General features: G+C 71.8%; 25 protein-coding genes. 11 read left to right on the top strand and 14 right to left on the bottom strand.

Going from position 1 to position 23,920, the window contains the following annotated elements; all coding sequences use genetic code 11:
* Positions 1-12: 12 nt before the first annotated feature.
* On the bottom strand, positions 13-585 hold the full coding sequence (gene rsmD, locus GEV07_21395) for a 16S rRNA (guanine(966)-N(2))-methyltransferase RsmD (protein MQA05170.1): 573 nt from the start codon (positions 583-585) through the stop codon (positions 13-15).
* Between rsmD and GEV07_21400 the strand changes: the two genes are divergently transcribed.
* Positions 545-1,369: a dienelactone hydrolase family protein gene (locus GEV07_21400; GenBank protein ID MQA05171.1), complete on the top strand. Its 825-nt coding sequence runs from the start codon at positions 545-547 to the stop codon at positions 1,367-1,369. The two genes, rsmD and GEV07_21400, sit on opposite strands and share 41 nt — an antisense overlap.
* 9 nt (positions 1,370-1,378) lie before the next feature.
* Here the strand turns inward: GEV07_21400 and recG are convergent, their stop codons facing one another.
* Both recG and GEV07_21410 read right to left on the bottom strand, forming a co-directional pair.
* Positions 1,379-3,574 carry an ATP-dependent DNA helicase RecG gene (gene recG, locus GEV07_21405; protein MQA05172.1) on the bottom strand — a complete coding sequence of 732 codons (2,196 nt, stop codon included), beginning with the start codon at positions 3,572-3,574 and terminating at the stop codon, positions 1,379-1,381.
* Positions 3,575-3,651: 77 nt separating this feature from the next.
* Positions 3,652-5,100, bottom strand: coding sequence for a DAK2 domain-containing protein (locus GEV07_21410; GenBank protein MQA05173.1), 1,449 nt, complete (start codon positions 5,098-5,100; stop codon positions 3,652-3,654).
* A 98-nt stretch (positions 5,101-5,198) separates the two neighbouring features.
* Between GEV07_21410 and GEV07_21415 the strand changes: the two genes are divergently transcribed.
* Together GEV07_21415 and rpmB are read left to right on the top strand one after the other, a co-directional pair.
* On the top strand, positions 5,199-6,230 hold the full coding sequence (locus GEV07_21415; protein ID MQA05174.1) for a 1-aminocyclopropane-1-carboxylate deaminase: 1,032 nt from the start codon (positions 5,199-5,201) through the stop codon (positions 6,228-6,230).
* Positions 6,231-6,373: 143 nt separating this feature from the next.
* A complete protein-coding gene (rpmB, locus tag GEV07_21420) occupies positions 6,374-6,559 on the top strand; it encodes a 50S ribosomal protein L28 (protein MQA05175.1) in 186 nt (61 codons plus the stop codon).
* Positions 6,560-6,645: 86 nt separating this feature from the next.
* On the opposite strand, the gene GEV07_21425 is transcribed toward rpmB, so the two are convergent.
* Positions 6,646-7,581: a thiamine-phosphate kinase gene (locus GEV07_21425; protein ID MQA05176.1), complete on the bottom strand. Its 936-nt coding sequence runs from the start codon at positions 7,579-7,581 to the stop codon at positions 6,646-6,648.
* Positions 7,582-7,712: 131 nt separating this feature from the next.
* On the opposite strand from GEV07_21425, the gene GEV07_21430 reads away from it, so the two are divergent.
* On the top strand, positions 7,713-7,946 hold the full coding sequence (locus GEV07_21430; protein ID MQA05177.1) for an Lrp/AsnC family transcriptional regulator: 234 nt from the start codon (positions 7,713-7,715) through the stop codon (positions 7,944-7,946).
* A 23-nt stretch (positions 7,947-7,969) separates the two neighbouring features.
* Entirely contained in the window at positions 7,970-8,431 is a 462-nt protein-coding gene (locus GEV07_21435) for a DUF3515 family protein (protein MQA05178.1), read from the top strand.
* Positions 8,432-8,443: 12 nt separating this feature from the next.
* On the opposite strand, the gene GEV07_21440 is transcribed toward GEV07_21435, so the two are convergent.
* Complete coding sequence (locus GEV07_21440; protein ID MQA05179.1) at positions 8,444-9,220, bottom strand: enoyl-CoA hydratase; 777 nt, start codon at positions 9,218-9,220, stop codon at positions 8,444-8,446.
* A gap of 112 nt (positions 9,221-9,332) precedes the next feature.
* Here GEV07_21440 and GEV07_21445 point away from each other — a divergent pair, with 112 nt between their 5' ends.
* Positions 9,333-10,343, top strand: coding sequence for a hypothetical protein (locus GEV07_21445; protein MQA05180.1), 1,011 nt, complete (start codon positions 9,333-9,335; stop codon positions 10,341-10,343).
* On the opposite strand, the gene GEV07_21450 is transcribed toward GEV07_21445, so the two are convergent.
* Positions 10,340-11,458 carry a D-alanine--D-alanine ligase gene (locus GEV07_21450; protein MQA05181.1) on the bottom strand — a complete coding sequence of 373 codons (1,119 nt, stop codon included), beginning with the start codon at positions 11,456-11,458 and terminating at the stop codon, positions 10,340-10,342. The two genes, GEV07_21445 and GEV07_21450, sit on opposite strands and share 4 nt — an antisense overlap.
* A 52-nt stretch (positions 11,459-11,510) precedes the next feature.
* Here GEV07_21450 and GEV07_21455 point away from each other — a divergent pair, with 52 nt between their 5' ends.
* Entirely contained in the window at positions 11,511-12,638 is a 1,128-nt protein-coding gene (locus tag GEV07_21455; GenBank protein MQA05182.1) for an aminotransferase class I/II-fold pyridoxal phosphate-dependent enzyme, read from the top strand.
* Positions 12,639-12,641: 3 nt separating this feature from the next.
* Here GEV07_21455 and GEV07_21460 read toward each other — a convergent pair whose 3' ends face one another.
* Positions 12,642-13,898, bottom strand: a complete 1,257-nt coding sequence (locus GEV07_21460) for a glycosyltransferase (GenBank protein MQA05183.1) — start codon at positions 13,896-13,898, stop codon at positions 12,642-12,644.
* A 174-nt stretch (positions 13,899-14,072) separates the two neighbouring features.
* On the opposite strand from GEV07_21460, the gene GEV07_21465 reads away from it, so the two are divergent.
* Entirely contained in the window at positions 14,073-15,440 is a 1,368-nt protein-coding gene (locus tag GEV07_21465; GenBank protein ID MQA05184.1) for a hypothetical protein, read from the top strand.
* A 3-nt stretch (positions 15,441-15,443) separates the two neighbouring features.
* On the opposite strand, the gene GEV07_21470 is transcribed toward GEV07_21465, so the two are convergent.
* Entirely contained in the window at positions 15,444-16,448 is a 1,005-nt protein-coding gene (locus GEV07_21470) for an NAD(P)H-dependent glycerol-3-phosphate dehydrogenase (GenBank protein MQA05185.1), read from the bottom strand.
* Positions 16,445-17,527, bottom strand: a complete 1,083-nt coding sequence (locus GEV07_21475; GenBank protein ID MQA05186.1) for a hypothetical protein — start codon at positions 17,525-17,527, stop codon at positions 16,445-16,447. The genes GEV07_21470 and GEV07_21475 overlap by 4 nt, the downstream gene beginning before the upstream one ends.
* Here GEV07_21475 and cofC point away from each other — a divergent pair.
* Positions 17,144-17,893 carry a 2-phospho-L-lactate guanylyltransferase gene (gene cofC / locus GEV07_21480; protein ID MQA05187.1) on the top strand — a complete coding sequence of 250 codons (750 nt, stop codon included), beginning with the start codon at positions 17,144-17,146 and terminating at the stop codon, positions 17,891-17,893. The genes GEV07_21475 and cofC overlap by 384 nt on opposite strands.
* A 40-nt stretch (positions 17,894-17,933) precedes the next feature.
* Positions 17,934-18,176, top strand: coding sequence for a hypothetical protein (locus tag GEV07_21485; protein MQA05188.1), 243 nt, complete (start codon positions 17,934-17,936; stop codon positions 18,174-18,176).
* 68 nt (positions 18,177-18,244) lie between these two features.
* On the opposite strand, the gene GEV07_21490 is transcribed toward GEV07_21485, so the two are convergent.
* From GEV07_21490 to leuC, 3 genes are all read right to left on the bottom strand, one after another.
* Positions 18,245-18,727 carry an HU family DNA-binding protein gene (locus GEV07_21490; GenBank protein ID MQA05189.1) on the bottom strand — a complete coding sequence of 161 codons (483 nt, stop codon included), beginning with the start codon at positions 18,725-18,727 and terminating at the stop codon, positions 18,245-18,247.
* A gap of 170 nt (positions 18,728-18,897) precedes the next feature.
* Positions 18,898-19,485 (bottom strand): 3-isopropylmalate dehydratase small subunit, encoded by a 588-nt coding sequence (gene leuD / locus GEV07_21495; GenBank protein MQA05190.1) that lies wholly within the window; start codon positions 19,483-19,485, stop codon positions 18,898-18,900.
* A 2-nt stretch (positions 19,486-19,487) separates the two neighbouring features.
* On the bottom strand, positions 19,488-20,891 hold the full coding sequence (gene leuC / locus GEV07_21500) for a 3-isopropylmalate dehydratase large subunit (GenBank protein ID MQA05191.1): 1,404 nt from the start codon (positions 20,889-20,891) through the stop codon (positions 19,488-19,490).
* Between the two features lie 87 nt (positions 20,892-20,978).
* On the opposite strand from leuC, the gene GEV07_21505 reads away from it, so the two are divergent.
* Positions 20,979-21,701, top strand: coding sequence for a helix-turn-helix domain-containing protein (locus GEV07_21505; GenBank protein ID MQA05192.1), 723 nt, complete (start codon positions 20,979-20,981; stop codon positions 21,699-21,701).
* 65 nt (positions 21,702-21,766) lie between these two features.
* Here the strand turns inward: GEV07_21505 and GEV07_21510 are convergent, their stop codons facing one another.
* Positions 21,767-22,942 carry a PDZ domain-containing protein gene (locus tag GEV07_21510; protein MQA05193.1) on the bottom strand — a complete coding sequence of 392 codons (1,176 nt, stop codon included), beginning with the start codon at positions 22,940-22,942 and terminating at the stop codon, positions 21,767-21,769.
* A 64-nt stretch (positions 22,943-23,006) separates the two neighbouring features.
* Positions 23,007-23,462, bottom strand: a complete 456-nt coding sequence (locus GEV07_21515) for a cupin domain-containing protein (protein MQA05194.1) — start codon at positions 23,460-23,462, stop codon at positions 23,007-23,009.
* Positions 23,463-23,920 lie beyond the last annotated feature (458 nt).

Genomic DNA, 23,920 nt, shown 5'->3' on the forward strand with positions numbered 1-23,920 from the left:
CAGTCGCCTCCCCTAACCAGCCTGCGCGTGACCGTACCAAAGCGTCGCCTCCCCGTAGCGACGCGACCGGTCGGGCGTGATCCGGTCCGGCCACGGGAACGCGTCCTCGCGGGACGGGCGCTCCACGACGAGCACGGCGGGTGCGGCCAGCCAGCCGTGGTCCCACAGGGCGGCGACGACGTCGTGTACCTCGGCGGCGGGCGTCGGGTACGGCGGGTCGAGGAACACCACGTCGAACGGCTGCCGGCCCGGCGGCGCGGTGGCGGCGACCTGCTCCATCGGTCGCGCGAGCACGGTGCCGCCGGCGAGTCCCAGCGTCCGCAGGTTGTCGCCGATGGCCCGGGCCGCGGCCCGGTCGGACTCGACGAACAGCGAGCGCGCCGCACCCCTGGACAGCGCCTCGATGCCGACGGCACCCGTGCCGGCGTAGCCGTCGAGCACGGCCAGCCCGTCCAGTGAGCCGAGCATCACGGTGAGGCTGGCGAACAGCGCCTCCCTGGCCCGCTCGGCCGTCGGGCGGCCACGGAACGACTTGGGCACGGCGATGCGGCGCCCGCCAGCGGTGCCGGCGACGATCCTCGTCATGCGTCTATCCTGCACGGTGGGGGCTAGTTCCTGGTCGCTGCCGACTCGCGGAAGGGTCTCCATGACAGTCACCACCCACACGATCGCCGTCCCCGCGCACGCCGCAGGCGCCATCCCGGCTTTCGTCGCGGAACCACCGTCCGGCTCGGGTCCAGGCATCCTGCTGCTGCAGGGGATCTTCGGCGTCAACGGCCACATCCGGCGCCGGGCCGAGCAGCTGGCGGCCCTGGGGTACGTCGTCGTGGCGCCCGAGCTGTACTGGCGGATCGGCCGCGGCATCGAGATCGACGAGGCCGACGGCGACGCGCTCGAACGCGGGCTGGCGTACCGGCGGCAGCTGCAGCTGCCGGTGGCCATCGACGACGCGGTGACGGTGTTCGAGCACCTGCGGTCGATGCCGGGCATCTTCAGGCGCAGCGGCGTGCTCGGCTTCTGCCTCGGCGCGGGCATCGGTTTCGGCGTCGCGACGCACGCCGGTCCCGCGAGCGCGGTGCTCTACTACGGCTCGGACATCCCCGGCCAGCTCGGCCGGGCCGTGCACGTCAGGTGCCCGGTGCTCTTCCACTGGGGCGGCGACGACGACTACATCCCGGAGGAGACCAGGGAGCGCATCACCGGAGCGTTCGCGCAGCGCGACGACGTGGAGAGCTACGTCTACCCCGGTGCGTCGCACGCGTTCGACAACGACCGGTCGCCGGTCTTCTCCCGCCCGGAGCAGGCCGCGCAGGCCTGGCAGCGGACGACCGAGTTCCTCGGCCGCACCCTCCCCGTCGGCCATCACTGAGACCGCGGGTCAGCCCTTCTCCAGGTAGTCGGCGTCCTCGCCGAGCAGTGCCTCGATCTCCTTGGCCAGCTGCGGGTGCTCGGTGAGGTCGGGGTCGGCACGCACCAGCCCGATGGCCTCGTCGCGCGCGGCCTTGATGATGTCCTCGTCGTGCAGCAGGGTGAGCAGCTTCAGGTCGGTGCGGCCGTGCTGCCGGTCGGAGAGGATCGTGCCCTCCTTGCGCTGCGCCAGGTCGAGGCGCGACAGCTCGAAGCCGTCGACCGTGCCTGCCACCGCCGCGAGCCGCTCCCGCGCCGGCGCGTCCGCAGGCGCGTCGGTGACGAGCAGGCACAGCCCGGGCGCGCTGCCCCGGCCGACCCGGCCGCGCAGCTGGTGCAGCTGCGCGACACCGAACCGCTCGGCGTCGAGCACGGCCATGACGGTGGCGTTCGGCACGTCCACACCGACCTCGATGACCGTCGTCGCGACGAGCACGTCGTACTCGCCGGCGGCGAACCGGCGCATGACGGACTCCTTCTCCTCCGCCGGCAACCGGCCGTGCAGCACGCCGAGCCGGAGCCCGGACAGTGGGCCCTCCTCGAGCATGGGTGCGACGTCGAGCACGGCGAGAGCGGGACGCTGCGGCAGGTCGGCCTCGTCGGCCGCGTCGTCGGCGTCACCCGGCTTCTCGTCGCCGATGCGCGGGCACACCACGTACGCCTGGTGCCCCTTCCCCACCTCCTCGCGGATGCGTTCCCAGCACCGCGCGAGGTGCGCCGGCTTCTCCGTCGCGGGCACCACGTGGCTGGCGATCGCCGACCGGCCGGCGGGCAGCTGGCGCAGCGTGGACACGTCGAGGTCGCCGTACACGGTCATCGCGACCGTACGCGGGATCGGCGTCGCGGTCATCACGAGCACGTGCGGCGGCGCGGTGTTCTTCGCGCGCAGTGCGTCGCGTTGCTCGACGCCGAACCGGTGCTGCTCGTCGACGACGACCAGGCCGAGGTCGGCGAACTGCACCTGGTCCTGCAGCAGCGCGTGGGTGCCGACGACGATGCCGGCCTGCCCGGACGCCGCCTCGAGCAGTACCCGCCGGCGCTCTCGCTGCCCCATCGAACCGGTGAGCAGCTCGACCCCCGTGCCGCGCTCGTCGCCGCCGAGCTGGCCGGCGGTCGCCAGCGGGCCGAGCAGGTCGACGATGGACCGGTAGTGCTGCTGCGCGAGCACCTCGGTCGGCGCGAGCAGGGCGGCCTGGCCGCCGGCGTCGACGACGGCGAGCATCGCCCGTACGGCGCAGACGGTCTTGCCGCTGCCCACCTCGCCCTGCAGCAGCCGGTGCATCGGGTGGCTGCGGGCGATGTCGGCGAGGATGGCGTCGCCGACGTCCTGCTGCCCGGCGGTCAGCTCGAACGGCAGCGCGGCGTCGAACGCGGCCAGCAACCCGTCGGCCACCGGCTTGCGGGGCGCGGCAGGCAGCGCCTCCTGCGCCCGCCTGCGGCGGGACAGCTCGACCTCGAGGACGAACGCCTCGTCCCACTTCAGCCGCGCCCGCGCGCGGCCTAGCTCGGTCCAGTCGGCGGGCTGGTGGATGCCGCGCAGCGCGTCCGCCAGGCCGACCAGGCCCTGTCTGCGGCGGACGTCCTCCGGCAGCGGGTCTGCGCCGACGTCGAGGTGGCCGAGCACCAGCTGCACGCTGCCCTGCACCTTCCACGACGGCAGCTTCGCGGTGGCCGGGTACACGGGGATGATCGCGTTCGCGATCTCCTCCACCTGGTCGAGGGACGTGTCCGTGCCGTCGAACAGGTGGCAGTCCGGGTGGCTCAGCTGCCGCTTGCCCTTGAACGTGGACACCTTGCCGGAGAACAGCCCCACCACACCCGCGTGCAGCTGCTTGGCCCGCCACTGCTGGTTGAAGAACGTCAGGTACAGCCGGCCCTGCCCGTCGGTGACGGTGACCTCGACCAGGTTGCGCGGCCGCCGGCCGCCGCCTGCCCGGCCGCCGCGCGGCGCGACGTTCTTCGTCACGGACTGCTCGACCCTGGCCAGCACGGTGACGTGCTCCCCCTCCGACAGGCTGGCGAGGTCGGTCAGCTCGCCGCGCTTGGCGTAGCGGCGCGGGTAGTGGCGCAGCAGGTCGGCGACGGTGCGCAGCTCCAGCTCGTTCGCCAGGGCCGTGGCAGTACGGCCACCCGCGACGGTCTTCAGCTCCGCGTCAAGCGCCGCCACCGCGTACCCTCAGCTCCCTGTCTCGCACTGCCGGACGTCTCCTTACCTACCGTGCCACGCCGTACCGTCAGCGGGCGTCACTCCACTCCGATGAGCAGCGACCCGCCTGGCACCGCGTGCTCGTACCCGACCGCCTCGACCTCGGGCCAGGTAGCGGCGAGGTCCGCGGTGACACCTTCGAGCAGGCCGGCGGGCGCGTCGCACCCGCCGAGCACGGTGACCAGCTCGCGGTCGCCGCCGGCCAGCAGCCGGCGCACCTCCTCGACGGCCTGCCGGCGCGCGTCCGGTCCGCCGGCCTCCGCGTACGCCGTGCCGACCGCGGCCGTGGTCATCGCCACCAGGTCGTCGTCGTACGGCCGCTCCGGCTGGTGCACGGCGAGCGCGGCGAGAGCCTGCACGGCGGCGCGCACCGGCAGCACGGCAACCCGCAGGCCGTCGGCACGCAACCGCTCCGCGGCGCTGTCGAGCACGACCGCCGAGGGCGCGGCATCGGGCACCAGCACGACCTCGGCCGCGCCGCCCACCGCCGTACACACGTCCGCCACGTCCGGCGATGCCTCGCTGCGCATCACCGGCACGGCGCCGCAGCGGCCGTACAGCTCCGCCAGCCGCGCCGTCGCCGCGACGGCCACCACACACCGGCCGCCGGGCCGCGGCTGGTGCGCGTCCGGCAGGTACGTGACCCGCACTCGGTGCGGCCGGCCCGCGGCGAACGCTGCCTCCACCGCCGCGCCGACGTCGTCGACGTGCACGTGCACGTTCCACACGTCGTCGCCGCCGACGACGACCAGCGAGTCGCCGAGCTCCGCCAGCCGCTCCCGCAGTGCGGCGACCGCACCGTCGTCGGCGTCGAGCAGGTACATCACCTCGTACGCGCAGCCGCGCGGCGCGGCGACGCCGGTCGGCACGCCGTGCTCGGGCGCGGGGACCCGTGGCCGGTGCTCGGCGGTCGGCGTCGCGCCGCTGCACACCCTGGCCAGGGCGTCGAGCACCACCACGAGACCGGCGCCGCCGGCGTCCACGACACCGGCCTCGGCCAGCGTGGGCAGCTGACCCGGGGTCGCCAGCAACGCCTGCCACGCACCGTCGGCGGCCGCGGCCACGACCGTCGCGACGTCCGTGCCGGTCGCCGCGGCCGCCGCGGCCTGGGCGACGGTGAGCATGGTGCCCTCGACCGGGTCCCCGACCGCCGCGTACGCCACCGCAGCGGCGTGGTCGAGCGCAATCGCCAGCGACGCACCGTCGGTTGGTGCGTGCTCGGCGACGCCACGCAGCAGCTGGCTGAGGATGACCCCGGAGTTGCCGTGGGCACCGAGCATCGCCGCCCGGGCGAGCGCGGACCAGGTGGCGTCAGGTTCCGCGGTGGCGGCGGCGTCCGCCGCGGCCACCATGGTGAGGTGCAGGTTGGTGCCGGTGTCGGCGTCCGGCACGGGGAACACGTTGAGCGCGTCGATCGCCGCGCGCACCTGGTGCAGGTCGTCCGCCGCCGCGCGGCACCAGCGCCGGACCGCGGCCGCGTCGAGCATCACCTCATGCACCGTCGCAGCGTAGCCGCCGCGTCCGGCGTTGTGCCTACAGCCGCGGCGCAGCACACTGGAGGATCACCACCAGCGAGGAGAACCCGTTGTCCCAGACCCCGTCGGCCCTCGGCACGTTCGCCCGCCACCCGCTGTTGTTCGGCCCCTCGCCAGTACACCGGCTGGAGCGGCTCACCGCACACCTCGGCGGCGCCCAGCTGTGGGCCAAACGGGACGACTGCAACTCAGGGATCGCCTTCGGTGGCAACAAGACACGCAAGCTGGAGTACCTCGTCGCGGACGCGCTGGCGCAAGGTTGCGACACGTTGGTGTCGATCGGCGGTGTCCAGTCGAACCACACCCGCCAGGTTGCGGCGGTCGCGGCCCGGCTGGGACTTGGTTGCGTGCTCGTGCAGGAGAGCTGGGTCGACTGGCCGGACCCCGGCTACGACAAGGTGGGCAACATCCTGCTGTCGCGCCTGACCGGCGCCGATGTGCGGTTGGTCGAGTCGGGCTTCGGCATCGGGTTCAAGGACAGCTGGCGGCAGGCCATCAAGGATGTCGAGGACGCCGGCGGCAAGCCGTACGCCATCCCCGCCGGGGCCTCCGACCACCCGCTCGGCGGCCTCGGCTTCGCCGGGTGGGCGTTCGAGGTCGCGGAACAGGAACGCGAGCTCGGCGTGTTCTTCGACACCATCGTCGTCTGCTCCGTGACCGGCAGCACGCAGGCGGGCATGATCGCCGGGTTCGCCGCACTCGGCGGCAGACCGCGGCGGATCATCGGCATCGACGGCTCGGCCAAACCGAAGCAGACGTGGGAGCAGGTGGCCAGGATCGCCCGCGGCACCGCGGAGCTCATCGGCGTCCCGCGTGCGCTCGGCGACGACGAGATCATCCTGGACGAGCGTTACCACGCAGGGACCTACGGCCTCGCCGACGACTCCGTCGTGGCTGCCATCCGGCTGGCCGCGCGCACCGAAGGGATGATCACCGACCCGGTGTACGAGGGTAAGTCGATGGCTGGCCTTGTCGACCTGGTCGCGACCGGCGAGATCGCCAACGACTCGACCGTGCTCTACGCGCATCTCGGCGGCCAGCCCGCCCTCAACGGCTACAGCACTCTGTTCGACCAGCACTAGACTGACAAAACAGGCATATCGTGCATTGCGGCCAGGCCTGCGCCCGGATTGGCAGCCGTGCAGGCCGGTCGGGTATTCTTCTCTGGCTGTCGGTCTCACCGACCGCGTTCCGATGTGCCTTCCGACCTCAGCTGGAGTTGACCGTGGCTGCCGTGTGCGACATCTGTGGCAAGGGCCCGATGTTCGGCAACAACATCTCGCACTCGCACCGGCGCACTCGGCGTCGGTTCGACCCGAACATCCAGACGGTGCGGGCGATGGTGAGCGGCACGAGGAAGCGGATGAACGTCTGCACCTCGTGCATCAAGCGCGGCAAGGTATCGCGCTAGTCCTAGACGCACTCGCGTTCCGCCTCCCGCGGCAGAACTGCGTGCACCACACGTGCTGGGTGGCTTCGGCCACCCAGCACGTGTCTTTACCTGAAGCTGTCCCAGCTCGGGATCTCGTACGGCTCACCGTCCACCGTGACGCCTGTCCCCTCGGCCACCCGGCCGACCACCTGCCAGCCGTCCGGCACGTCACCATCGCCGAAGGTGGCGGCGAGCGCGTGGTCCTCGCCACCGGCCAGCACCCACTGCAGCGGGTCAGCGCCGCCGAGCGCCGCGGCGACCTGCTCGAACGGCGCCGGCACCTCGAACGCCGCCGACATCACGTCGATGGCGACGCCGCTGCCCGCGGCGATGTGCCCGAGGTCCTGCACCAGGCCGTCGCTGACGTCGCACATGGCCGTCGCGCCGGCGTCCGCCGCCTGCGGGCCGGCCGCGTACGGCGGCGTCGGCCTGCGGTGTGCCTCCACCAGCACCCGCGGCGTGCGGAACCCACGGCTCAACACCGCGAGCCCGGCCGCCGACCAGCCCAACCGACCACGGACCGCGACGACGTCGCCCGGCCGCGCCCCGGCACGTGTCACCGGCTCGCGGCCGCCGAGATCGCCGAGCGCGGTCACGGTGAGGACCATCGGGTCGCTGCGGACGACGTCACCGCCGACCACCACCGCACCCACCTCGGCGCACTCGTCACGCAGGCCCGCGGTCAGCTCGTCCGCCCACTCGGTCGGCAGGTCCGGTGACGCACCGAGCGCGACGAGCACGCTCGTCGCGTTGGCGCCCATCGCGGCGATGTCGGCCAGGCCGGCCGCCACGACCCGCCGGCCGATCTCGTGCGCGGTGGACCAGTCCCGCCGGAAATGCCGACCTTCGACGTACATGTCCGTCGTCACGACGACCCTGCCGTCGGGGGCGCGTACGACCGCGGCGTCGTCCCCCGGCCCCACCACGATGTCCGGCGCGTCGCCCAACCCGGCGATCACCCGTGCGATGAATCCGAACTCACCGAGCTCTCCGATGGTGATGGCGGCCTCCTCCGGTCGTACCCGTCGGCACCATTGTTGCGGGTGTCGTGTCGTACGCCACCTGAGCCTGCGGTGCGTTGACGGTGGCGCTACGGTTGTCAGGCACCCGACCAGGCGAAGGAGCGCGCTTCATGGTCCAGGCGTACATCCTCATCCAGACCGACGTGGGCAAAGCTGCCGACGTCGCACGTGAGATCGCCGCGCTGAACGGCGTGACGCTCGCCGAGGACGTCATCGGTCCCTACGACGTGATCGTCAGGGCCGAAGCGAAGAGCGACGACGAGTTGGGCAAGCTGGTCGTGGCGCGAATCCAGCAGATCGAGGGCATCGCCAGGACGCTGACCTGTCCGGTGGTGCACATCTAGCCAGCCAGGTCGAGAACCACACGATGCTGCGACACGGCCTCACCGCCGGGCTGTTGTGCCTCGTCCTCGTCGGTTGTACGGGCACCGTCGAGGTGACGCCGCCCGAGCCGGCGAAGCCCGTGAAGGACGCCTGCCTGCGGCTGCAGCAGCAGCTGCCGGACCGGGTCGCCGGCGAGGACAGGCGCGAGGCCGAGCCGCGGAGCAAGCTGACGGCGGCGTGGGGCGACCCGGAGATCACGTTGCGCTGTGGTGTCGGGAAACCGCGGGCGTACACGAAGACCTCGCAGCTGTTCACGGTGAACGGCGTCGCGTGGCTGCCGGTGCCGCCGGGCGCGGAGATCCCGACCGCGTTCTACGCGGTCGAGCGCACGGCGTACATCGAGCTGACCGTGCCAGAGGAACAGCAGCCGGCCGCGGACGCACTGGTCGACCTCGGCAAGGCGATCAAGGCCACCGTCCCGAAGGACCCTGACGCCGGTCCGTAGGGTCCGCCGCAGTCACTGCTCGTGTTGCCACTGCGGCTTGCGCTTCTCCAGGAACGCCTGCATGCCTTCCTTCGCGTCCGGGAGCTGGCTGGTGGCCGCCATCACCTGCACCGCGTGCTCGTACGCCTGCGGCTGGTCGAGGCCGAGCTGCGCGTAGAGCGTGCGCTTGCCGACCGCCTTGCTCCGTGCGCTGCCGCGGGTGACCCGGGTGAGCAGCTCGTGCACCGCGTCGTCGAGCTGGTCGTCTGGCACCACCGAGTTGACCAGCCCCCAGTCGAGCGCGGTCGCGGCGTCGATGGTGTCGCCGCTGAGCGCCAGCTCCATGGCCCGCTTGCGGCCCACGTTGCGCCCGATCGCGACCATCGGGGTGTGGCAGAACCAGCCGCCCTTGCCGCCTGGTGCCGCGAAGCCGGCGGACTCCGCCGCCACCGCCAGGTCGCAGGTCGCGACCAGCTGGCAGCCCGCCGCGGTGGCGAGGCCGTGCACGCGCGCCACGACCGGCTGTGGCACCGACTGGATCGCATTCATCAGGTCGGTGCACACGTCGAGCATGTCCCTGACGCCGTCCAGGTCGCCCGCCGCGACGTCGGCGAAGTCGTGCCCGGCGCTGAACACCGGGCCGTTGCCGGCGAGCACGATGCCGAGAGCGTCGGAGTCGGCGAGCTCTTCGAACGCGGCCCGCAGCTCACGCATGTGCGCGGTGGACAAGGCGTTCCTACGCTTCGGGATGTCCATGGTGATGGTGGCGAAATCGCCCGACCGGTCGACCAGCACGTACTCGTAACCCATGGCGCCAGTCTCGCGCACTATGCCGGTCGGTGAAAGAGATCCTGCGACTCGGCCGGAACGTGACCGGACGCGGGTAACCTCGGCACTTCCACGACCGCACGGGGGTGACGTGATGACGAACCCTGGCACGCCCGATCCGTTGGTCACCGTGCTGTCCGGACTCGTCCGCGACGGCACCCTCTCCGACGCGCAGGCGCAACGCCTCGACGCCGCGTTGCGCGCCGCCGGTGTGACTGCCGAGCGGCCACCGGCACGGCGCGACGGCGCGGTGTCGGCCGCGGAGGTGCTGACCTACCTCGGTGCCGCCCTCACCATCGGCGCGCTCGTGCTGGTCGTCGGCCTGTCCTGGTCGGAGCTCGGCCGCGCCGGGCAGATCGCCGTCTGCGCGTCGATCACCGCGGTGCTGCTCGGGCTCGCCGTGCTGGTGAGCAGGTGGCGTAGCTCCGTCTTCCTGATGCGCAGGCACACCGTGGCCTCGGTGCTCGCCAGCCTCGCGTCGATCGGCGCGGCGATCACCACCGACCTGGTCGCCGAGGTACTCGACGTCGTTACGGGCACGGACATCGCCGCCAGTGCCGTCGCCACGCTCGTCGGGGTCGGTACGTACGTCGCCTGGCGGGGCGCCCCCGCCGTGTGCGTCATGTTCGTCGGCGGCCTGTTCACCACCGTCAGCGCGCTCGACCTCGCGTTCGACGAGCAGGTCCTGCGGTACGAGCTGGTGATCTTCGGCTACGGCGCCGCGTGGGCCGCGGCCGGCCGGCTGCTGCGCAACCCGCACGTGCCCGGCGTGCTCGGCGGGCTGCTCGCGGTCGGCAGCGCCGAGATGTTGGCCACCGAGGCGCACGGCTGGCTGGGGCTCGTCCTCGGTGTGGTCGCGGTGGCCGGGATGTTCGTGCTGTTCCGGTTCACCAGGCGCTGGTGGTACGCGGCGGTCGGCGTGCTCGGCGCCCTCCTGGTGCCGACCACGGCGGTCGCGCAGATCTGGGCCGACGGCCGGCTGGCGGCAGCGGTGCTGCTCGCGATCGGCGTGCTGCTCGTGGTGGCGGCGCTCCTGCTGGCCCGACGCACCCGCACCCACGAGGGCCGGCACGCGGGCGGCCACCACGCCGCGCCCGGGGTCTAGCGCAGACCCACCCGGCGTTGCGCCGCCAGCTGGATCAGGCGGTCCACCAGAGCCGGGTAGTCCAGGCCGTGGGCGGCCCACAGCTGCGGGAACATCGACATCGGGGTGAAGCCCGGCATCGTGTTCAGCTCGTTCACCAGCACCCGGCCGTCGGTGGTGTAGAAGAAGTCCACCCGGGCCAGGCCCTCGCACGACATGGCCTCGAACACCTGCACGGCCAGCTCCCGGGCGCGCTGCGCGACCGCGGCCGGCACGTCGGCGGGGATGTGCAGGTCGAGGTGCTCCTCGTCGAGGTACTTGGCCTCGAAGTCGTAGAACTCGTGGTCGCTGCCGTACCCGATCTCCCCCGGCGGGGTCGCCTCAGGCGGGTCGTCACCGAGGCCCTCGAGCACCGCACACTCGATCTCCCGGCCGTCGACCATCGCCTCGACGAGCACCTTCGGGTCGTGCTCGCGCGCGGTCTCGACCGCCTCGACGAGGCTGGCGACGTCGGTCGCCTTCGACACGCCCATGCTCGACCCGGCCCGTGCGGGCTTCACGAACACCGGGAAGCCGAGCTCCGCGACCTGCGCGAGCACCCGGTCGCGGTGCTGCCGCCAGTCCCGGTCGCGCACCACCACGTACGGACCCACCTCGATGCCGTGCCCCTGCAGCACGACCTTCGTGTAGTGCTTGTCCATCGACGCGGCGGACGCCAGCACCCCGGAACCGACGTACCTGATGCCGGCCATCTCGAACAGGCCCTGGATGGTGCCGTCCTCGCCGTACGGGCCGTGCAGCAGCGGCAGCACCACGTCGACGGCGCCCAGCTCACGCGGCACCTCGTCCTGCTCGACGACCACCAGCCCGCGGCTGGCCCCGTCCGAGGGCACCACCACCTCGGCGCCGGTCGGGTCGACCTCGGGCAGCTTGCCGTTCTCGATGGCGAGGCGTTCCGGCTCGGCCGAGCTCAGCACCCACCGGCCGTCGTGCGCGATGCCGATCGGCACGATCTCGTACTTCTCCGGGTCCATCGCCTGCATCACGCTGCCGGCGGTCGAGCACGAGATCGCGTGCTCGCTGCTGCGTCCGCCGAAGACGACGGCGACGCGGATCTTGTCGGGCTGCTCACTCATTCCGAGCGACCATACTCCTCATGACCGGACCGGCGCCTGTCAGCATGGGCGCATGAACGATGCGTCCGCACCTCGCCACACCGCGCCCGACACGATCGCCGTCACCGCAGGACGGCCACCGCACACCCCCGACGCCCCGCTTAACCCACCGCTCGTCCTCGCCGCCACCTACGCCGCCGGCGGCGACCTGGAGTACGGCCGGTACGGCAACCCCGTCTGGCAGGCCTTCGAGGAGGTGCTCGGCGAGCTGGAAGGCGGCCGGGCGCTCGTCTTCGCGTCCGGCATGGCCGCGGCGAACGCCCTGCTCGACACCGTCCCCGACGGCGCCGCGATCGCCGCGCCAAGGCACGCCTATCTGGGCGTGCTCGCCCTGGTCGAGCAGGCACGGCAGCGCGGGCGGGTGGAGGCCCGCACGCTCGAGGTCGCCGATACCGACACCATCCGGGCAACCGCACCGAACGCCGCGATGGTCTGGCTGGAGTCGCCCACCAACCCGGCGCTCGAGGTCGCGGACCTCTCGGCCGCGTGCGCCGTCGCGCACGAGCACGGCGCGGTCGCCGTGGTGGACAACACGTTCGCCACCCCGCTGCTCCAGCGGCCGCTCGACCTCGGCGCCGACGCCGTGCTGCACTCCGCGACGAAGTTCCTCGCCGGCCACAGCGACGTGCAGCTCGGCGCGATCGTGACCCGCAACGACGCGCTCTACGACCGGCTGGACGCGCACCGGCGTGCCGCCGGCGCCATCCCCGGCCCGTTCGAGACGTGGCTGGCGCTGCGTGGCATCCGCACGCTGCACCTGCGCGTCGAGCGGGCGCAGGAGAACGCCGGCGTGCTGGCGCAGCGGCTCGCCGGCCACCAGGCGGTGCAGCGGGTGCGCTACCCGGGCCTGCCGGACGACCCCGGCCACGCGCGCGCAACCGAGCAGATGGCCGGCTACGGCGCCATCGTCTGCATCGAGCTCGCGGACGCGGAGACCGCCGACGCCATGTGCAAGCACCTCAGGCTGTGGGTCAACTCCACCAGCCTCGGCGGCGTGGAGTCGACGCTGGAGCGGCGGCGGCGCTGGCCGGGCGAGCCGACGACCATCCCCGAGGGCCTGCTGCGGCTGTCCGTCGGCGTGGAGAACGTCGACGACCTGTGGGCCGACCTCGCCCAGGCCCTGGACGCGGTAGCGACCTGACGGTCAGGAGTACGCGAACTGCTCGAAGTGGCGTTCGACCACGTTCACCGCGTGCGAGAGACCGTCCTCGGCACGCAGCCGCCGGCCCACGCGTGCCGCGTTGGCGGCGATCCCCGGGTCGGACGTCGCCTGCCGGATCGCCGCGGTGAGCTTCGCCGCGGACAGCCCACGGATCGGTTTCGTCCCCGCGCCGAGCTCCACCACCCGGCGGGCCCAGAACGGCTGGTCGCCGAAGAACGGCACGATCACGCTCGGCACGCCTGCGCGCAGCGTCGCCGCGGTGGTGCCCGCGCCGCCGTGGTGCACGACGGCCGCCGCCCTGGGCAGCAGCCAGTGGTACGGGATCTCCGGCACGTAGCAGATCCGGTCGTCGTCCAGCTCGGCGCGGTCGAAGCCGCCGACGAGCACGCCCCGCCTGCCGCTGCGCGCGAGCGCCTCGCTCGCCACCCGCGCCAGCCGGGTCGGGTCCCAGGACGCCATGCTGCCGAACGTGATCACGACCGGCGGTTCGCCCGCGTCGAGGAACCGCACCAGGTCCGCCGGCGGCGACCAGCTCGGCGCCGGCTCGTTGAACCAGTAGCCGGCCATGTGCAACCACGGACCCCAGTCCGGCGGCCGCGGCACGACCGACTCGCTGAACCCGTACAACACGGACTGGCGCCGCTTGTGCGCGTAGCCGAGCGGGGTGTTCCAGCGCAGCGGTAGCTGCCCGAACGTGTGCCTGATCCGGTTGCCCTGCCGCTGGAACGGTCGCCAGGCCAGCTGTTCGAGCAACACGTGGGTGAGCCGGTTGTACGGCCCGCCGAGCAGCGGTGCCTCGGGGAACCCGACCGCGGGGAACGCGCTCGTGCGGTTCTTCGGCCACAGCGACACCAGCATGCTCGGCACCCCGAGCTGCTCCGTGACGTCGCCCACGTTCACCAGCGGCGTGAAGAGCAGCGCCTCGGCGTCGTCGACCGCGTTGCACAGATCGTTCGCCAGCCCCTCGGCGACGGGTTCGAGCAGCCGGCGCAGCCGGATCGCCTGCGCACCCACACCGCCGGCACCGCTGATCATCTTGCGACCCTCGGAGTCGCTCAGCACCTCGCGCGCGGACGGCCCGACGCGCACGAAGTCGAGCCCGGCGCCCTCCACCATGCCGGCGAAGTCGGGCGCCGTGCCGATCCGCACCCGATGGCCGGCGCGGTCGAGCGCGCCGGCAAGTGCGACCAGCGGCTCGACGTCGCCTCGGGAGCCGATCGCGACAACCGTTATCCGCATCGCGGTGTGTCACCTCACCGTGGTGCCGTAGTTTGCGCGTCGGGGCAGCGACGGTATTTTCGTCGGGATGCACCGTGACACCGTCGCACTTTCCAGCGTACCGGCGGCCAGTAAGCGATCTGGGCGACAGCAGGTATGCAAACGGTAAAGTGGCGGCACTGCTTTTCGGTGTCGGTGGCGTTCACCCGTCGGCACTGGATCTTCCTCGCCGTCGCCCTTGGCGGCAGCGTGCTCCGCGTCCTCGTGCAGGTCGCATACGAGCCGGCCATCCTGTACATCGACTCGTTCAGCTACCTGGCCACCGCCGCGGACAGTGACCCGGACCCGAGCCGGGCCAGGCCGATCGGCTACAGCGCGCTCCTGCTTGGCTGGCTGCTGCCACTGCGTGACTTGTCTCTCATCACCACGGTGCAGCACCTACTCGGCGTAGCCATGGGAGCACTGATCTACGCGCTGCTCCTCCGCCGGCAGGCGCCGCGGTGGCTGGCGACACTGGCGGCGGCACCGATCCTGCTCGACGGCTACCAGCTGCAGATCGAGCAGAACATCATGACCGACACGCTGTTCCAGGCGCTGGTCCTGGCCGCGTTCGCCACCTTGCTGTGGCGGCGGGAGCCGCACCCCACCGCCGCGGCGGCGGTCGGCCTGCTGCTCGGCCTCGCGGTGACCGTCCGGCCGGTCGGGCTGCTGCTCATCGGCGTGGTGCTCGGTTACGCGCTGCTGGTGGGCCAGGACCTCCGGCGCCGACTGACCACGGCCGGCGCGGTGGTGGCCACGTTCGCGCTGCCGTTGGTGGTGTACGGCGCCTGGTACCTGACCGCCGCCGGCGGCCCGGAGCCGAACCCGTACCAGGGCAAAGTGCTGTACGGACGGGTGGCGCCGTTCGCCGACTGCACCCAGCTGGCCGGCGAACCGCGCCGGATCCGGGAGCTGTGCCCGAGCGAGCCACCCGAGCACCGGCGCGGGGAGGACCACTACATCCACGCCGACTCGTCACCGGCGAACCAGACGGGCCTGACGGGCGCGGCGGCGAACGCCGCGCTGCGGACGTTCGCGCGTACGGTGATCGTGAACCAACCCGTCGCGTTCGCTCAGGCGGTCACGGTCGACTTCGCCAAGGGCTTCGCCCCGGTACGCACGACCGCGCCAGGCGACGTACCGCTGGAACGCTGGCGGTTCCAGCTCAGGTACCCGGTGTACGCGCAGGGCAACCCGTACCACGCGGCCGCGCACTACGACAGCGAGCAGCCGCGGGTGAACACTGCCCTCGGCGGCTTCCTCCGCGACTACCAGGCCGTGATGTACACCAGGGGCCCACTGCTCGCGGTGGCGGCCGGCTGCGGGCTGCTCGCAGGCCTCGTCCGCCGCCGCGCCGTACGCAGTCCGGCCGCGCTGGCAGTGACCGTGGCCGGGCTCGGGCTGATCCTCACGCCCGCATTCGTCGAGTTCTCCTGGCGCTACCAGCTGCCCGCGATCGTCCTGCTGCCGTTGGGCGGCGCGCTCGGCGTCACCTCGTGGCTGACCGCCAGGAGGCAGCGCTGACGGTCAGCCGTACCACTCCGGCTTTGCGCTGCGGCCCATCAGGTTGCGCACGGCGTCCGGCGGGTCCACGTCGCCGTGTACGACGTCGACGACGGTCTGGGTGATCGGCATCTCCACGCCGCTGCGGGTCGCCAGCTCGAGCACCGACTGGCACGACTTCACGCCCTCGGCCACCTCGCGGGTGTCGGCGAGCACCTCGGCCAGCGACTCGCCCCTGCCGAGCCGTTCTCCGAACGTGCGGTTGCGCGACAGCGGTGAGCCACAGGTTGCGACCAGGTCGCCGAGGCCGGCCAGGCCGGCGAACGTCTGGATGTCCGCGCCGAGCGCGACGCCGAGCCGGACGTTCTCGGCGAGCCCGCGGGTGGTGAGCATCGACGTGGTGTTGTCCCCGAACCCCATTCCGATGGAGATGCCGACGGCAAGCGCGATGACGTTCTTCGTCGCGCCGCACAGCTCGGCGCCCACCACGTCGGTGCCGGTGTACGCGCGGAAGTACCCGGTGTGGCAGGCGTCCTGCACCCGTTGCGCGGTCGCGGCGGCCGAGCTCGCGACGACCGTCGCGGCGGGCTGCCGCGCGGCGATCTCCTTCGCCAGGTTGGGTCCGCTGACGATGACCACCTGGTCGGCCGCGGCACCGGTCATCTCGCCGATGACCTCGCTCATCCGCTTGCACGAGCCCAGCTCGATACCCTTCATCAGGCTCACGAGCACGGCACCGGGGTCGAGCACCGCCGCCCACTTCGTCAGGTTCTCGCGGAAGCTCTGCGACGGCACCGCGAAGACCACGATCTCCGCCCCTTCGGACGCCTCGGCGACGTCGGTCGTCGCGTAGAGGCTCTCCGGCAGCCGCCGCCCTGGCAGGTGTGCGGGGTTCTCCCTGGTGGCGTTGATCGCTTCCACGATCTCGGCCCTGCGGCCCCACAGCCGTACGTCGCCACCGGCGTCACAGAGCACCTGCGCGAACGTCGTCCCCCACGAACCACTACCGAACACCGCGATCCGCGTCACTGCCCAGCTTCCCTTCGTCCTCCGTCGTGCAGCACGGCAGGCGGCCGCTCGCCGCGCAGCTCGCCCACCAGGTCGGCGATCCGCCGCATCACGACTTCGGTGGCCTCCGTCATGGCCGCCGGGTCGGCGCTCCTGCCGCGGTACGCGGTCAGGTCCAGCGGCTCCCCCGCGAGCACCCGCACCCGCTTCGGCGGGAACGGACGCGGCGCGCGGTGGTACGGCAGCATCGCCTGTGCGCCCCAGTTGGCGAGCGGCACCAGCGGAACGTCCGCCTCGAGCGCGATCCGTACGGCACCGCTCTTCCCCGCCATCGGCCACAGGTCGGGATCCGCGGTGATGGTGGCCTCGGGGTACACCACGACGCAGGCGCCGGCGCGTGCGGCGTCGATCGCCGCCCGGAGTGCCTCCACCGAACGGCGGGAGTTCCGGTACACGGGGATCTGGCCCAGCCGGCGCAGCAGCCAGCCGATCACCGGCGCCTTGAACACACCGTCCTTGGCGAGGAAGCAAGGGAAGCGCCCGGCGCCGTAGAGGTAGTGGGCGATCACCACGGGGTCCGCCTCGGACAGGTGGTTGCAGGCGATCACGACGCCGCCCGTGGACGGGATGTGCTCGTGCCCCAACCACACCCGGCGCGTCAGAGCGCTCGACGGCGGCACGACGACGGCCGCGGCGAACCGCCGCAACGGGCCGCGATGTTCTGCACTGGACACCGGCACAGTCTGTCCTGCGTCTTCCGTCGTGTCGAGCAGCCCATCAGCCGGCAGCCGGTTGTGGGCATACTGGCCAACGAAGACACTGGACGAGAGGATCAGCTCGTGGCCTCGTGGGCACTGGTCGTACCCGTGAAGCCGTTGCCGGTCGCGAAGTCGCGGCTGGCCGACGTCGCTCGTGACCGCCGCAGCGACCTTGCGCTCGCGATGGCGGCGGACACCGTGCAGGCCGCGCTCAGCGCGCCCGCCGTCGCAACCGTGATCGCCGTCACCGACGACCCGAGGGCGGCCGAGCTGCTCGGCCGGCTCGGCGCCGTCGTCGTCGGCGACGAGCCGGACGCCGGCCTCAACCCGGCGCTGCGCCACGGTGCGTCGGCGGCACGCGGGTACGCAACGGCGGTCGGTGCGCTCTCCGCCGACCTGCCGGCGCTGCGGCCGGAGCCGTTGTCGGCGGTGCTCGGTGAGGCCGCACAACACCCGGTCGCGTTCCTGCCCGACATGGCAAGCACCGGGACCACGTTGTACACGACCACCGCGGACACCGCGTTCGACCCGCTCTTCGGCGAGCACTCGGCGCGCGAGCACCGCCGGGCAGGCGCTGTGGAACTAGGGCTGCCGGACGCAGCGTCGGTGCGGCGCGACGTCGACACCGGCGCGGACCTGCTCGCCGCGGTGCAGCTCGGCGTCGGCGCGCACACCCGCGACCTGCTGCGCGAGCTTCGTATCGAGTAACGTCTGGCGCACGGCGTTCGGCGCAGGGAGGGACGAAGCCATGCAGGCAACGGTGAAGACCTTCGACCCGGAGACCCGCACCGGTGCGGTCTACCTCGACGACGGCACCGAGCTCGCCTTCGACGCGAACGCCTTCGACGCGGGCGGCCTACGCCATCTGCGGCTAGGACAACGGGTCCGGCTGCGCACCACCGACGAGACGAAGCACGGCCGGGTGACGATCATCACGCTGGCGACCTTCGACCTGCCCCCGCTGCCCGTACCGCCATGGGAACGTAGCTAGGTCAGGACACGACGAAGGCGGCCGCACGCATCGAGCGTACGGCCGCCTTCGGCCTTGATGACGCCGTGCTAGCGCGACCTCTTCGCCGCAGCCTTCTTGGCAGTCGTCTTCTTGGCCGTCGTCTTCTTGGCGGCGGCCTTCTTCGCCGGTGCAGCCTTCTTGGCAGCGGTCTTCTTCGCCGGCGCCGCCTTCTTGGCGGTGGTCTTCTTGGCGGCGGTCGACTTCTTGGCCGCAGTCTTCTTCGTGGACGCAGCCGCCTTCTTGGCCGGCTTCTTCGCACCAGAGACGTAAGCCTTGAAGTCCGCACCAGGCCGGAACTTCGGAGCCGAGGTCTTCTTCACCCGCACCTTCTCGCCGGTCCGCGGGTTACGCGCGGTGCGCGCACCACGCACGACCTTCTCGAAGACGCCGAATCCGGTGATCGAGACCTTCTCGCCCTTGGCAACCGCAAGGGTGATCGTGTCGAGGACGGACTCGAGTGCCTGACCCGCCTGCCGCTTGTTCCCATCGAAGTGGACGGTGAGCTTCTCGACCAGTTGTGCCTTGTTCACTACTTCCCCTCCGTGCAGACACTTAATCGCCGGGTCATTACCGACCCGACTCGCGGCGAGACTAAGGCGCAAATGGCCAAGACACAACGACCGAGCGACACTTTTTTCTTGTGTCGCAACGGTTTCCGTCCTCTGCGGGCCCCACAGAGGCTACTTCGGGCCCGAGAACGTCAGCCGGTGACAGGCAACCAGCTCGCCCGCTTCTCCTCGAAAGCGGTCACATCGTCCACGTTTCGCAGCGTCAGAGCGATGTCGTCGAGCCCTTCGAGCAGCCGCCAGCGCGTGTACTCGTCGATCTCGATTGCCGCCTCGACGCCGGGTGCGAGGATCTTGTTGTTCGTCAGATCCACCGTGACCTCGGTCGTCGGGTCGTCCTCGGCGAGCTGCTGCAACTGCTCCACGCTCTCTGCCGCCAACGGCACCACGAGCAGGCCGTTCTTCGCGGAGTTGCCGCGGAAGATGTCGGCGAACCGCGGCGCGATCACGACCCGGAAGCCGTAGTTCTGCAGCGCCCACACCGCGTGCTCACGCGACGAGCCGATGCCGAAGTCCGGGCCGGCGACCAGGATCTGGGCGCCTGCGTAGCGCTCGTCGTTCAGCACGAACGACGGGTCCTGCCGCCAGGAGGCGAACAGCCCGTCCTCGAAGCCGGTACGGGTCACGCGCTTCAGATACGACGCCGGGATGATCTGGTCGGTGTCGACGTTGCTGCGCCGCAGCGGCACCGCGCGGCTGGTGAGTGTGGTGAACGGTTCCATCGTCATACCTCCAGGTCCGCCGGTGAGCTGAGGTGGCCGGTGATCGCGGTTGCGGCCGCGACGGGCGGCGAGACCAGGTGCGTGCGCCCGCCGCGCCCCTGGCGTCCCTCGAAGTTCCTGTTCGACGTCGACGCACTGCGCTCGCCGGGCGCAAGCTGGTCCGGGTTCATGCCCAGGCACATCGAGCAGCCGGCGCCGCGCCACTCCGCCCCGGCGTCGCTGAACACCTTGTCCAGTCCCTCCTGCTCCGCCTGTGCCCGCACGGCGACCGAGCCGGGCACGACGAGCATCCGGACGTCCGAAGACACCCGCCGACCGCGGATGACGTCCGCAGCGGCCCGCAGGTCCTCGATCCGGCCGTTGGTGCAGGAACCGACGAACACCGTGTTCACGTTGACGTCGCGCAGCGCCATTCCCGGACGCAGGTCCATGTACTCCAGCGCCTTCTGCGCCGACACCCGCGCGCCCGGGTCGTCGAACGAGTCCGGGTCGGGCACCGACGCAGAAAGCGGCGCGCCCTGGCCGGGGTTCGTGCCCCAGGTGACGAACGGCTGCACCTCGGACGCGTCCAGGTGCACCTCGGTGTCGAAGACCGCGTCCGGGTCGCTGGGCAGCGAACGCCAGTAGTCGAGCGCCTTCTCCCACTCCGCGCCCTTCGGGGCACTCTCGCGGCCCTCGACGTACGCGAACGTCGTCTCGTCGGGCGCGATCATGCCGGCCTTCGCGCCCCACTCGATGGACATGTTGCAGACCGTCATGCGGCCTTCCATGGACAGCTTCCTGAAGGCCTCGCCGCGGTACTCGACGATGTGCCCCTGGCCGTGCCCCGTGCCGACCTGAGCGATCAGCGCCAGCACGAGGTCCTTCGCCGTGCTCCCGTACGGCAGTTCGCCGGTCGCGTTCACGGCCATCATCTTCGGCTTCGCCTGCGAGAGCGTCTGCGTCGCGAGTACGTGCTCGACCTCGCTGGTGCCGATGCCGAACGCGATGGCGCCGAACGCCCCGTGCGTTGCCGTGTGGCTGTCACCGCAGACGACCGTCGTGCCCGGCTGGGTGAGCCCCAGCTGCGGGCCGATCACGTGCACGATGCCCTGCGCGGCGTCACCCATCGGGTACAGCCGGACCCCGAACTCGGCGCAGTTCTTACGCAGTGTCTCGACCTGGGTGCGCGAGACCGGGTCGGCGATCGGCAGGCCGAGGTCGGTGGTCGGGACGTTGTGGTCCTCGGTGGCGATGGTGAGGTCGGGACGGCGCACCGTACGGTCCGCGAGCCGAAGCCCGTCGAAGGCCTGCGGGCTCGTCACTTCGTGGATCAGGTGGAGGTCGATGTAGAGCAGATCCGGCTCATTGTCGGCTTGCCGGACGACATGCGCGTCCCAGACCTTCTCCGCTAATGTACGGCCCATCACTGCGCTCCTTGGTTTGACGCTTGTCACATCGGGGTGTGACTTGTAAGTCTTGTGTCTCGGATCATGAGATGGAAGTATCGAGACATGGACAACTCTAGCGGTGTCGGCGTTCTCGACAAAGCCGTACGCATTCTTTCCGCTCTGGAGAGCGGACCGTCGTCGCTTGCCTCCCTCGTCGCCTCGACGGGTCTGGCCCGTCCCACTGCTCACCGGCTCGCCGTGGCACTCGAGCACCACCGCCTCGTCACCAGAGACGCGCAGGGACGGTTCGTCCTCGGGCCCCGCCTCGGCGAGCTCGCCACGGCGGCCGGTGAGGACCGGCTGTTGGCCACGGCTGGACCCATTCTCGCGCAACTGCGCGACCAGACCGGCGAGAGCACGCAACTGTTCCGCCGGCAGGGCGACAGCCGCGTCTGCGTCGCGTCCGCGGAACGGCTCAGCGGCGGGCTGCGCGACGTGGTGCCGGTCGGCAGTGCGCTCCCGATGACCGCCGGGTCGGCGGCGCAGATCCTGCTCGCCTGGGAGGAACCCGAGCGCCTGCACCGGGGGCTGCGCAACGCGAAGTTCACCGCGACATCGCTGGCCCAGGTGCGCCGCAGGGGCTGGGCGCAGAGCGTCGGCGAGCGCGAGCGCGGTGTCACGAGCGTCTCGGCGCCCGTCCGCGGGCCGGGAAACCGCGTGGTGGCCGCGATCTCCGTCTCCGGGCCGATCGACCGGCTCGGCCGCGCCCCCGGCCGGCTCTACGCGGAAGCCGTCGTACGCGCCGCCGACCGGGTCACCGAGGTGCTGCGCCGCGGCGGCAACTGACCGCCGGGCCCCGCGAAGGAGCGCTTCCCCCCGGGGAGCGCTCCTTCGCGTGGTGCGTCAGGCGGTCAGTCGTCGCTGTCGAGGGTGACGGTTGCTGTGTGCATGTCGCCGCCCCTGCGGTAGGTGATGGTCACCTCGTCGCCCGGCCGGTGGGCACGGATCGCCGCGATCAACGCGTCCGCGCTGTCGATCCTGCGCTCGCCCACCTTCGTGACCACGTCGCCGGCACGCAGCCCCGCCTTCTCGGCCGCGCCACCGTCGGCGACCGTCGCGATGTGACCGCCTGCGGCGTCGCCCTCCTGGGCGTCCGACACCTGCACGCCGAGCTGTGCGTGGCTCGCAGTGCCGTCGGCCATCAGCTCCTTGGCGATCGGCCACGCCTCGCCGATCGGAATGGCGAAGCCGACGCCGATGTTCCCCGACTGGCTGGACGCCTGGTCGCCGCCGACGGTGGCGATCGCCGAGTTGATGCCGACGACACGTCCGTTGCCGTCCACCAGCGGCCCGCCCGAGTTCCCCGGGTTGACGGCCGCGTCGGTCTGGATGGCGTCCAGCACGGCACTGTCGCGCTCCACGCCGCCGAACGGGCTGTCGCCTGACCCGCTGGTACGCACCGGTCGGTCGAGCGCGCTCACGATGCCCGACGTGACGGTGCCGGACAGCCGCAGCGGCGAGCCGATCGCGACGACCGGTGCGCCGACCGCAAGCGACGTGGAGTCGCCGAGTGCCACCGGCTTCAGGTTCTCCACGCCGTCGACCTTGATCACCGCGAGGTCGGTCGTCGGGTCGGTGCCGACGACCTTCGCCGCGACTTGCTTCCCCGACCGCAGCGTCACGGTGAGCTCGCCGCCCTGCTCAGCGCCCGCCACGACGTGGTTGTTGGTGAGGATGTGACCGGTAGAGCTGATCACGAAGCCCGACCCCTCGCTTGCGCTCGTGCCGCCGCTCGCGGTGATCGAGACCACGCTCGGCAGCACCCGCTCGGCGGCCTTCGTCGCGTCGCCGGTCGGTGCCTGCGCGTCGTCGTCCTTGCCCGGGAGCCCGCTGACGACCGCCTGCGTGCCCGGGTCGACCAGGTACACGGTGCCGGCGCCCACGCCGCCGCCGACCAGGCCGGCGACGGCGGCGATCGCGACGAACGCGAGCGCGCCCCGACGCTTCGGCTGCGCCGGCGGCGGTGGCGGCGGTGGCGGTGGTGGCTCGTGGTACTGCGGCGGTGGGAACGGTGTCGGTGTACTCATGCCGCCCAGCGTGAGCCGCCAGCCTGGAGAACCGCTGAAAGCTTCGTGAACGGACGCGCAGAACTCAGCCGGCGAGGAAGGTCACGCCGTGCCTGTGGGTCAGCTCCTCGGCGTCGGCACCTGAGCCCATGTCGGTGAAGTAGCTCTCGATGCCGCCGGGCACGGACAGGATCAGCTTGACCGCCGGGCTCTCGCCGACAGTGTAGCGGTGCGGCACACCGCGCGGCAGGTAGACGAACGAGCCCGGCTCCGCGTGGAAGCTGTCGTCACCGCAGACGATGTCGTAGCGCCCCTCGAGCACGAAGAAGCACTCGTCCGTACCGCTGTGGACGTGCAGCGGCACCACGTCCCCGGCGGGTGTGTGGCTGCGGATCAGGCTGAACAGGCCACCGGTGTCCGCGGCCGACGCCAGCACCTCGCCGCCGGCACCCGGCAGCGCGCTGCCCTGCCCCGCTGCGACCACGAACCCGCGGGCGGGGATGGTCTCGAAGCCACCGCCGAAGCCGTCCGAGTACGACACGAGGCCCCCTCAGTCTGCCGGGCATCCACTGTCCCGCCTCGCTGCGCATACCGCAACCCCCGGCGACGCGCGGAGGGTTACCCGCGACCGGCCCCGTTGTCGCGCGAACCGCGCCGGTCACCGCGTTGCTGCTGCTTCCCCTTGGGGCGCTGGCCCTCCGGAATCTCCTCGCGTGTTCGCCCGTCCGGCGTGCCGACGGTCTGTGCGTTCGGGCCTCGGTTCGGCTTCTTGGGCACTACGGCTCCTCGCCACTGAGCGGTCATGTCGCGAGCTTTGTCGATCTTGCCGGTCCACCGGTTCCATCGAGCCAGCGAACGCGGTTCCAGCCCGACCAGGGAACGTGGGGGCCTACGGGGGCTCGGTTCCAGCCCGACCAGGGAACGTGGGGGCCTACGGGGGCTCGGTTCCAGCCCGACCAGGGAACGTGGGGGCCTACGGGGGCTCGGTTCCAGCACGAC

The sequence above is a fragment of the Streptosporangiales bacterium genome, from assembly GCA_009379825.1.
Lineage (GTDB): Bacteria > Actinomycetota > Actinomycetes > Streptosporangiales > WHST01 > WHST01.

Coding starts and splice junctions, on each gene's coding strand:
- GEV07_21400 (MQA05171.1), top strand. CDS start 545: ATGCGGCGCCCGCCAGCGGTGCCGGCGACGATCCTCGTCATGCGTCTA.
- rsmD (MQA05170.1), bottom strand. CDS start 585: ATGACGAGGATCGTCGCCGGCACCGCTGGCGGGCGCCGCATCGCCGTG.
- GEV07_21410 (MQA05173.1), bottom strand. CDS start 5,100: ATGCTCGACGCGGCCGCGGTCCGGCGCTGGTGCCGCGCGGCGGCGGAC.
- GEV07_21430 (MQA05177.1), top strand. CDS start 7,713: ATGGTCCAGGCGTACATCCTCATCCAGACCGACGTGGGCAAAGCTGCC.
- GEV07_21435 (MQA05178.1), top strand. CDS start 7,970: ATGCTGCGACACGGCCTCACCGCCGGGCTGTTGTGCCTCGTCCTCGTC.
- GEV07_21440 (MQA05179.1), bottom strand. CDS start 9,220: ATGGGTTACGAGTACGTGCTGGTCGACCGGTCGGGCGATTTCGCCACC.
- GEV07_21445 (MQA05180.1), top strand. CDS start 9,333: ATGACGAACCCTGGCACGCCCGATCCGTTGGTCACCGTGCTGTCCGGA.
- GEV07_21450 (MQA05181.1), bottom strand. CDS start 11,458: ATGAGTGAGCAGCCCGACAAGATCCGCGTCGCCGTCGTCTTCGGCGGA.
- GEV07_21455 (MQA05182.1), top strand. CDS start 11,511: ATGAACGATGCGTCCGCACCTCGCCACACCGCGCCCGACACGATCGCC.
- GEV07_21460 (MQA05183.1), bottom strand. CDS start 13,898: ATGCGGATAACGGTTGTCGCGATCGGCTCCCGAGGCGACGTCGAGCCG.
- cofC (MQA05187.1), top strand. CDS start 17,144: ATGTTCTGCACTGGACACCGGCACAGTCTGTCCTGCGTCTTCCGTCGT.
- GEV07_21485 (MQA05188.1), top strand. CDS start 17,934: ATGCAGGCAACGGTGAAGACCTTCGACCCGGAGACCCGCACCGGTGCG.
- leuD (MQA05190.1), bottom strand. CDS start 19,485: ATGGAACCGTTCACCACACTCACCAGCCGCGCGGTGCCGCTGCGGCGC.
- leuC (MQA05191.1), bottom strand. CDS start 20,891: ATGGGCCGTACATTAGCGGAGAAGGTCTGGGACGCGCATGTCGTCCGG.
- GEV07_21505 (MQA05192.1), top strand. CDS start 20,979: ATGGACAACTCTAGCGGTGTCGGCGTTCTCGACAAAGCCGTACGCATT.
- GEV07_21510 (MQA05193.1), bottom strand. CDS start 22,942: ATGAGTACACCGACACCGTTCCCACCGCCGCAGTACCACGAGCCACCA.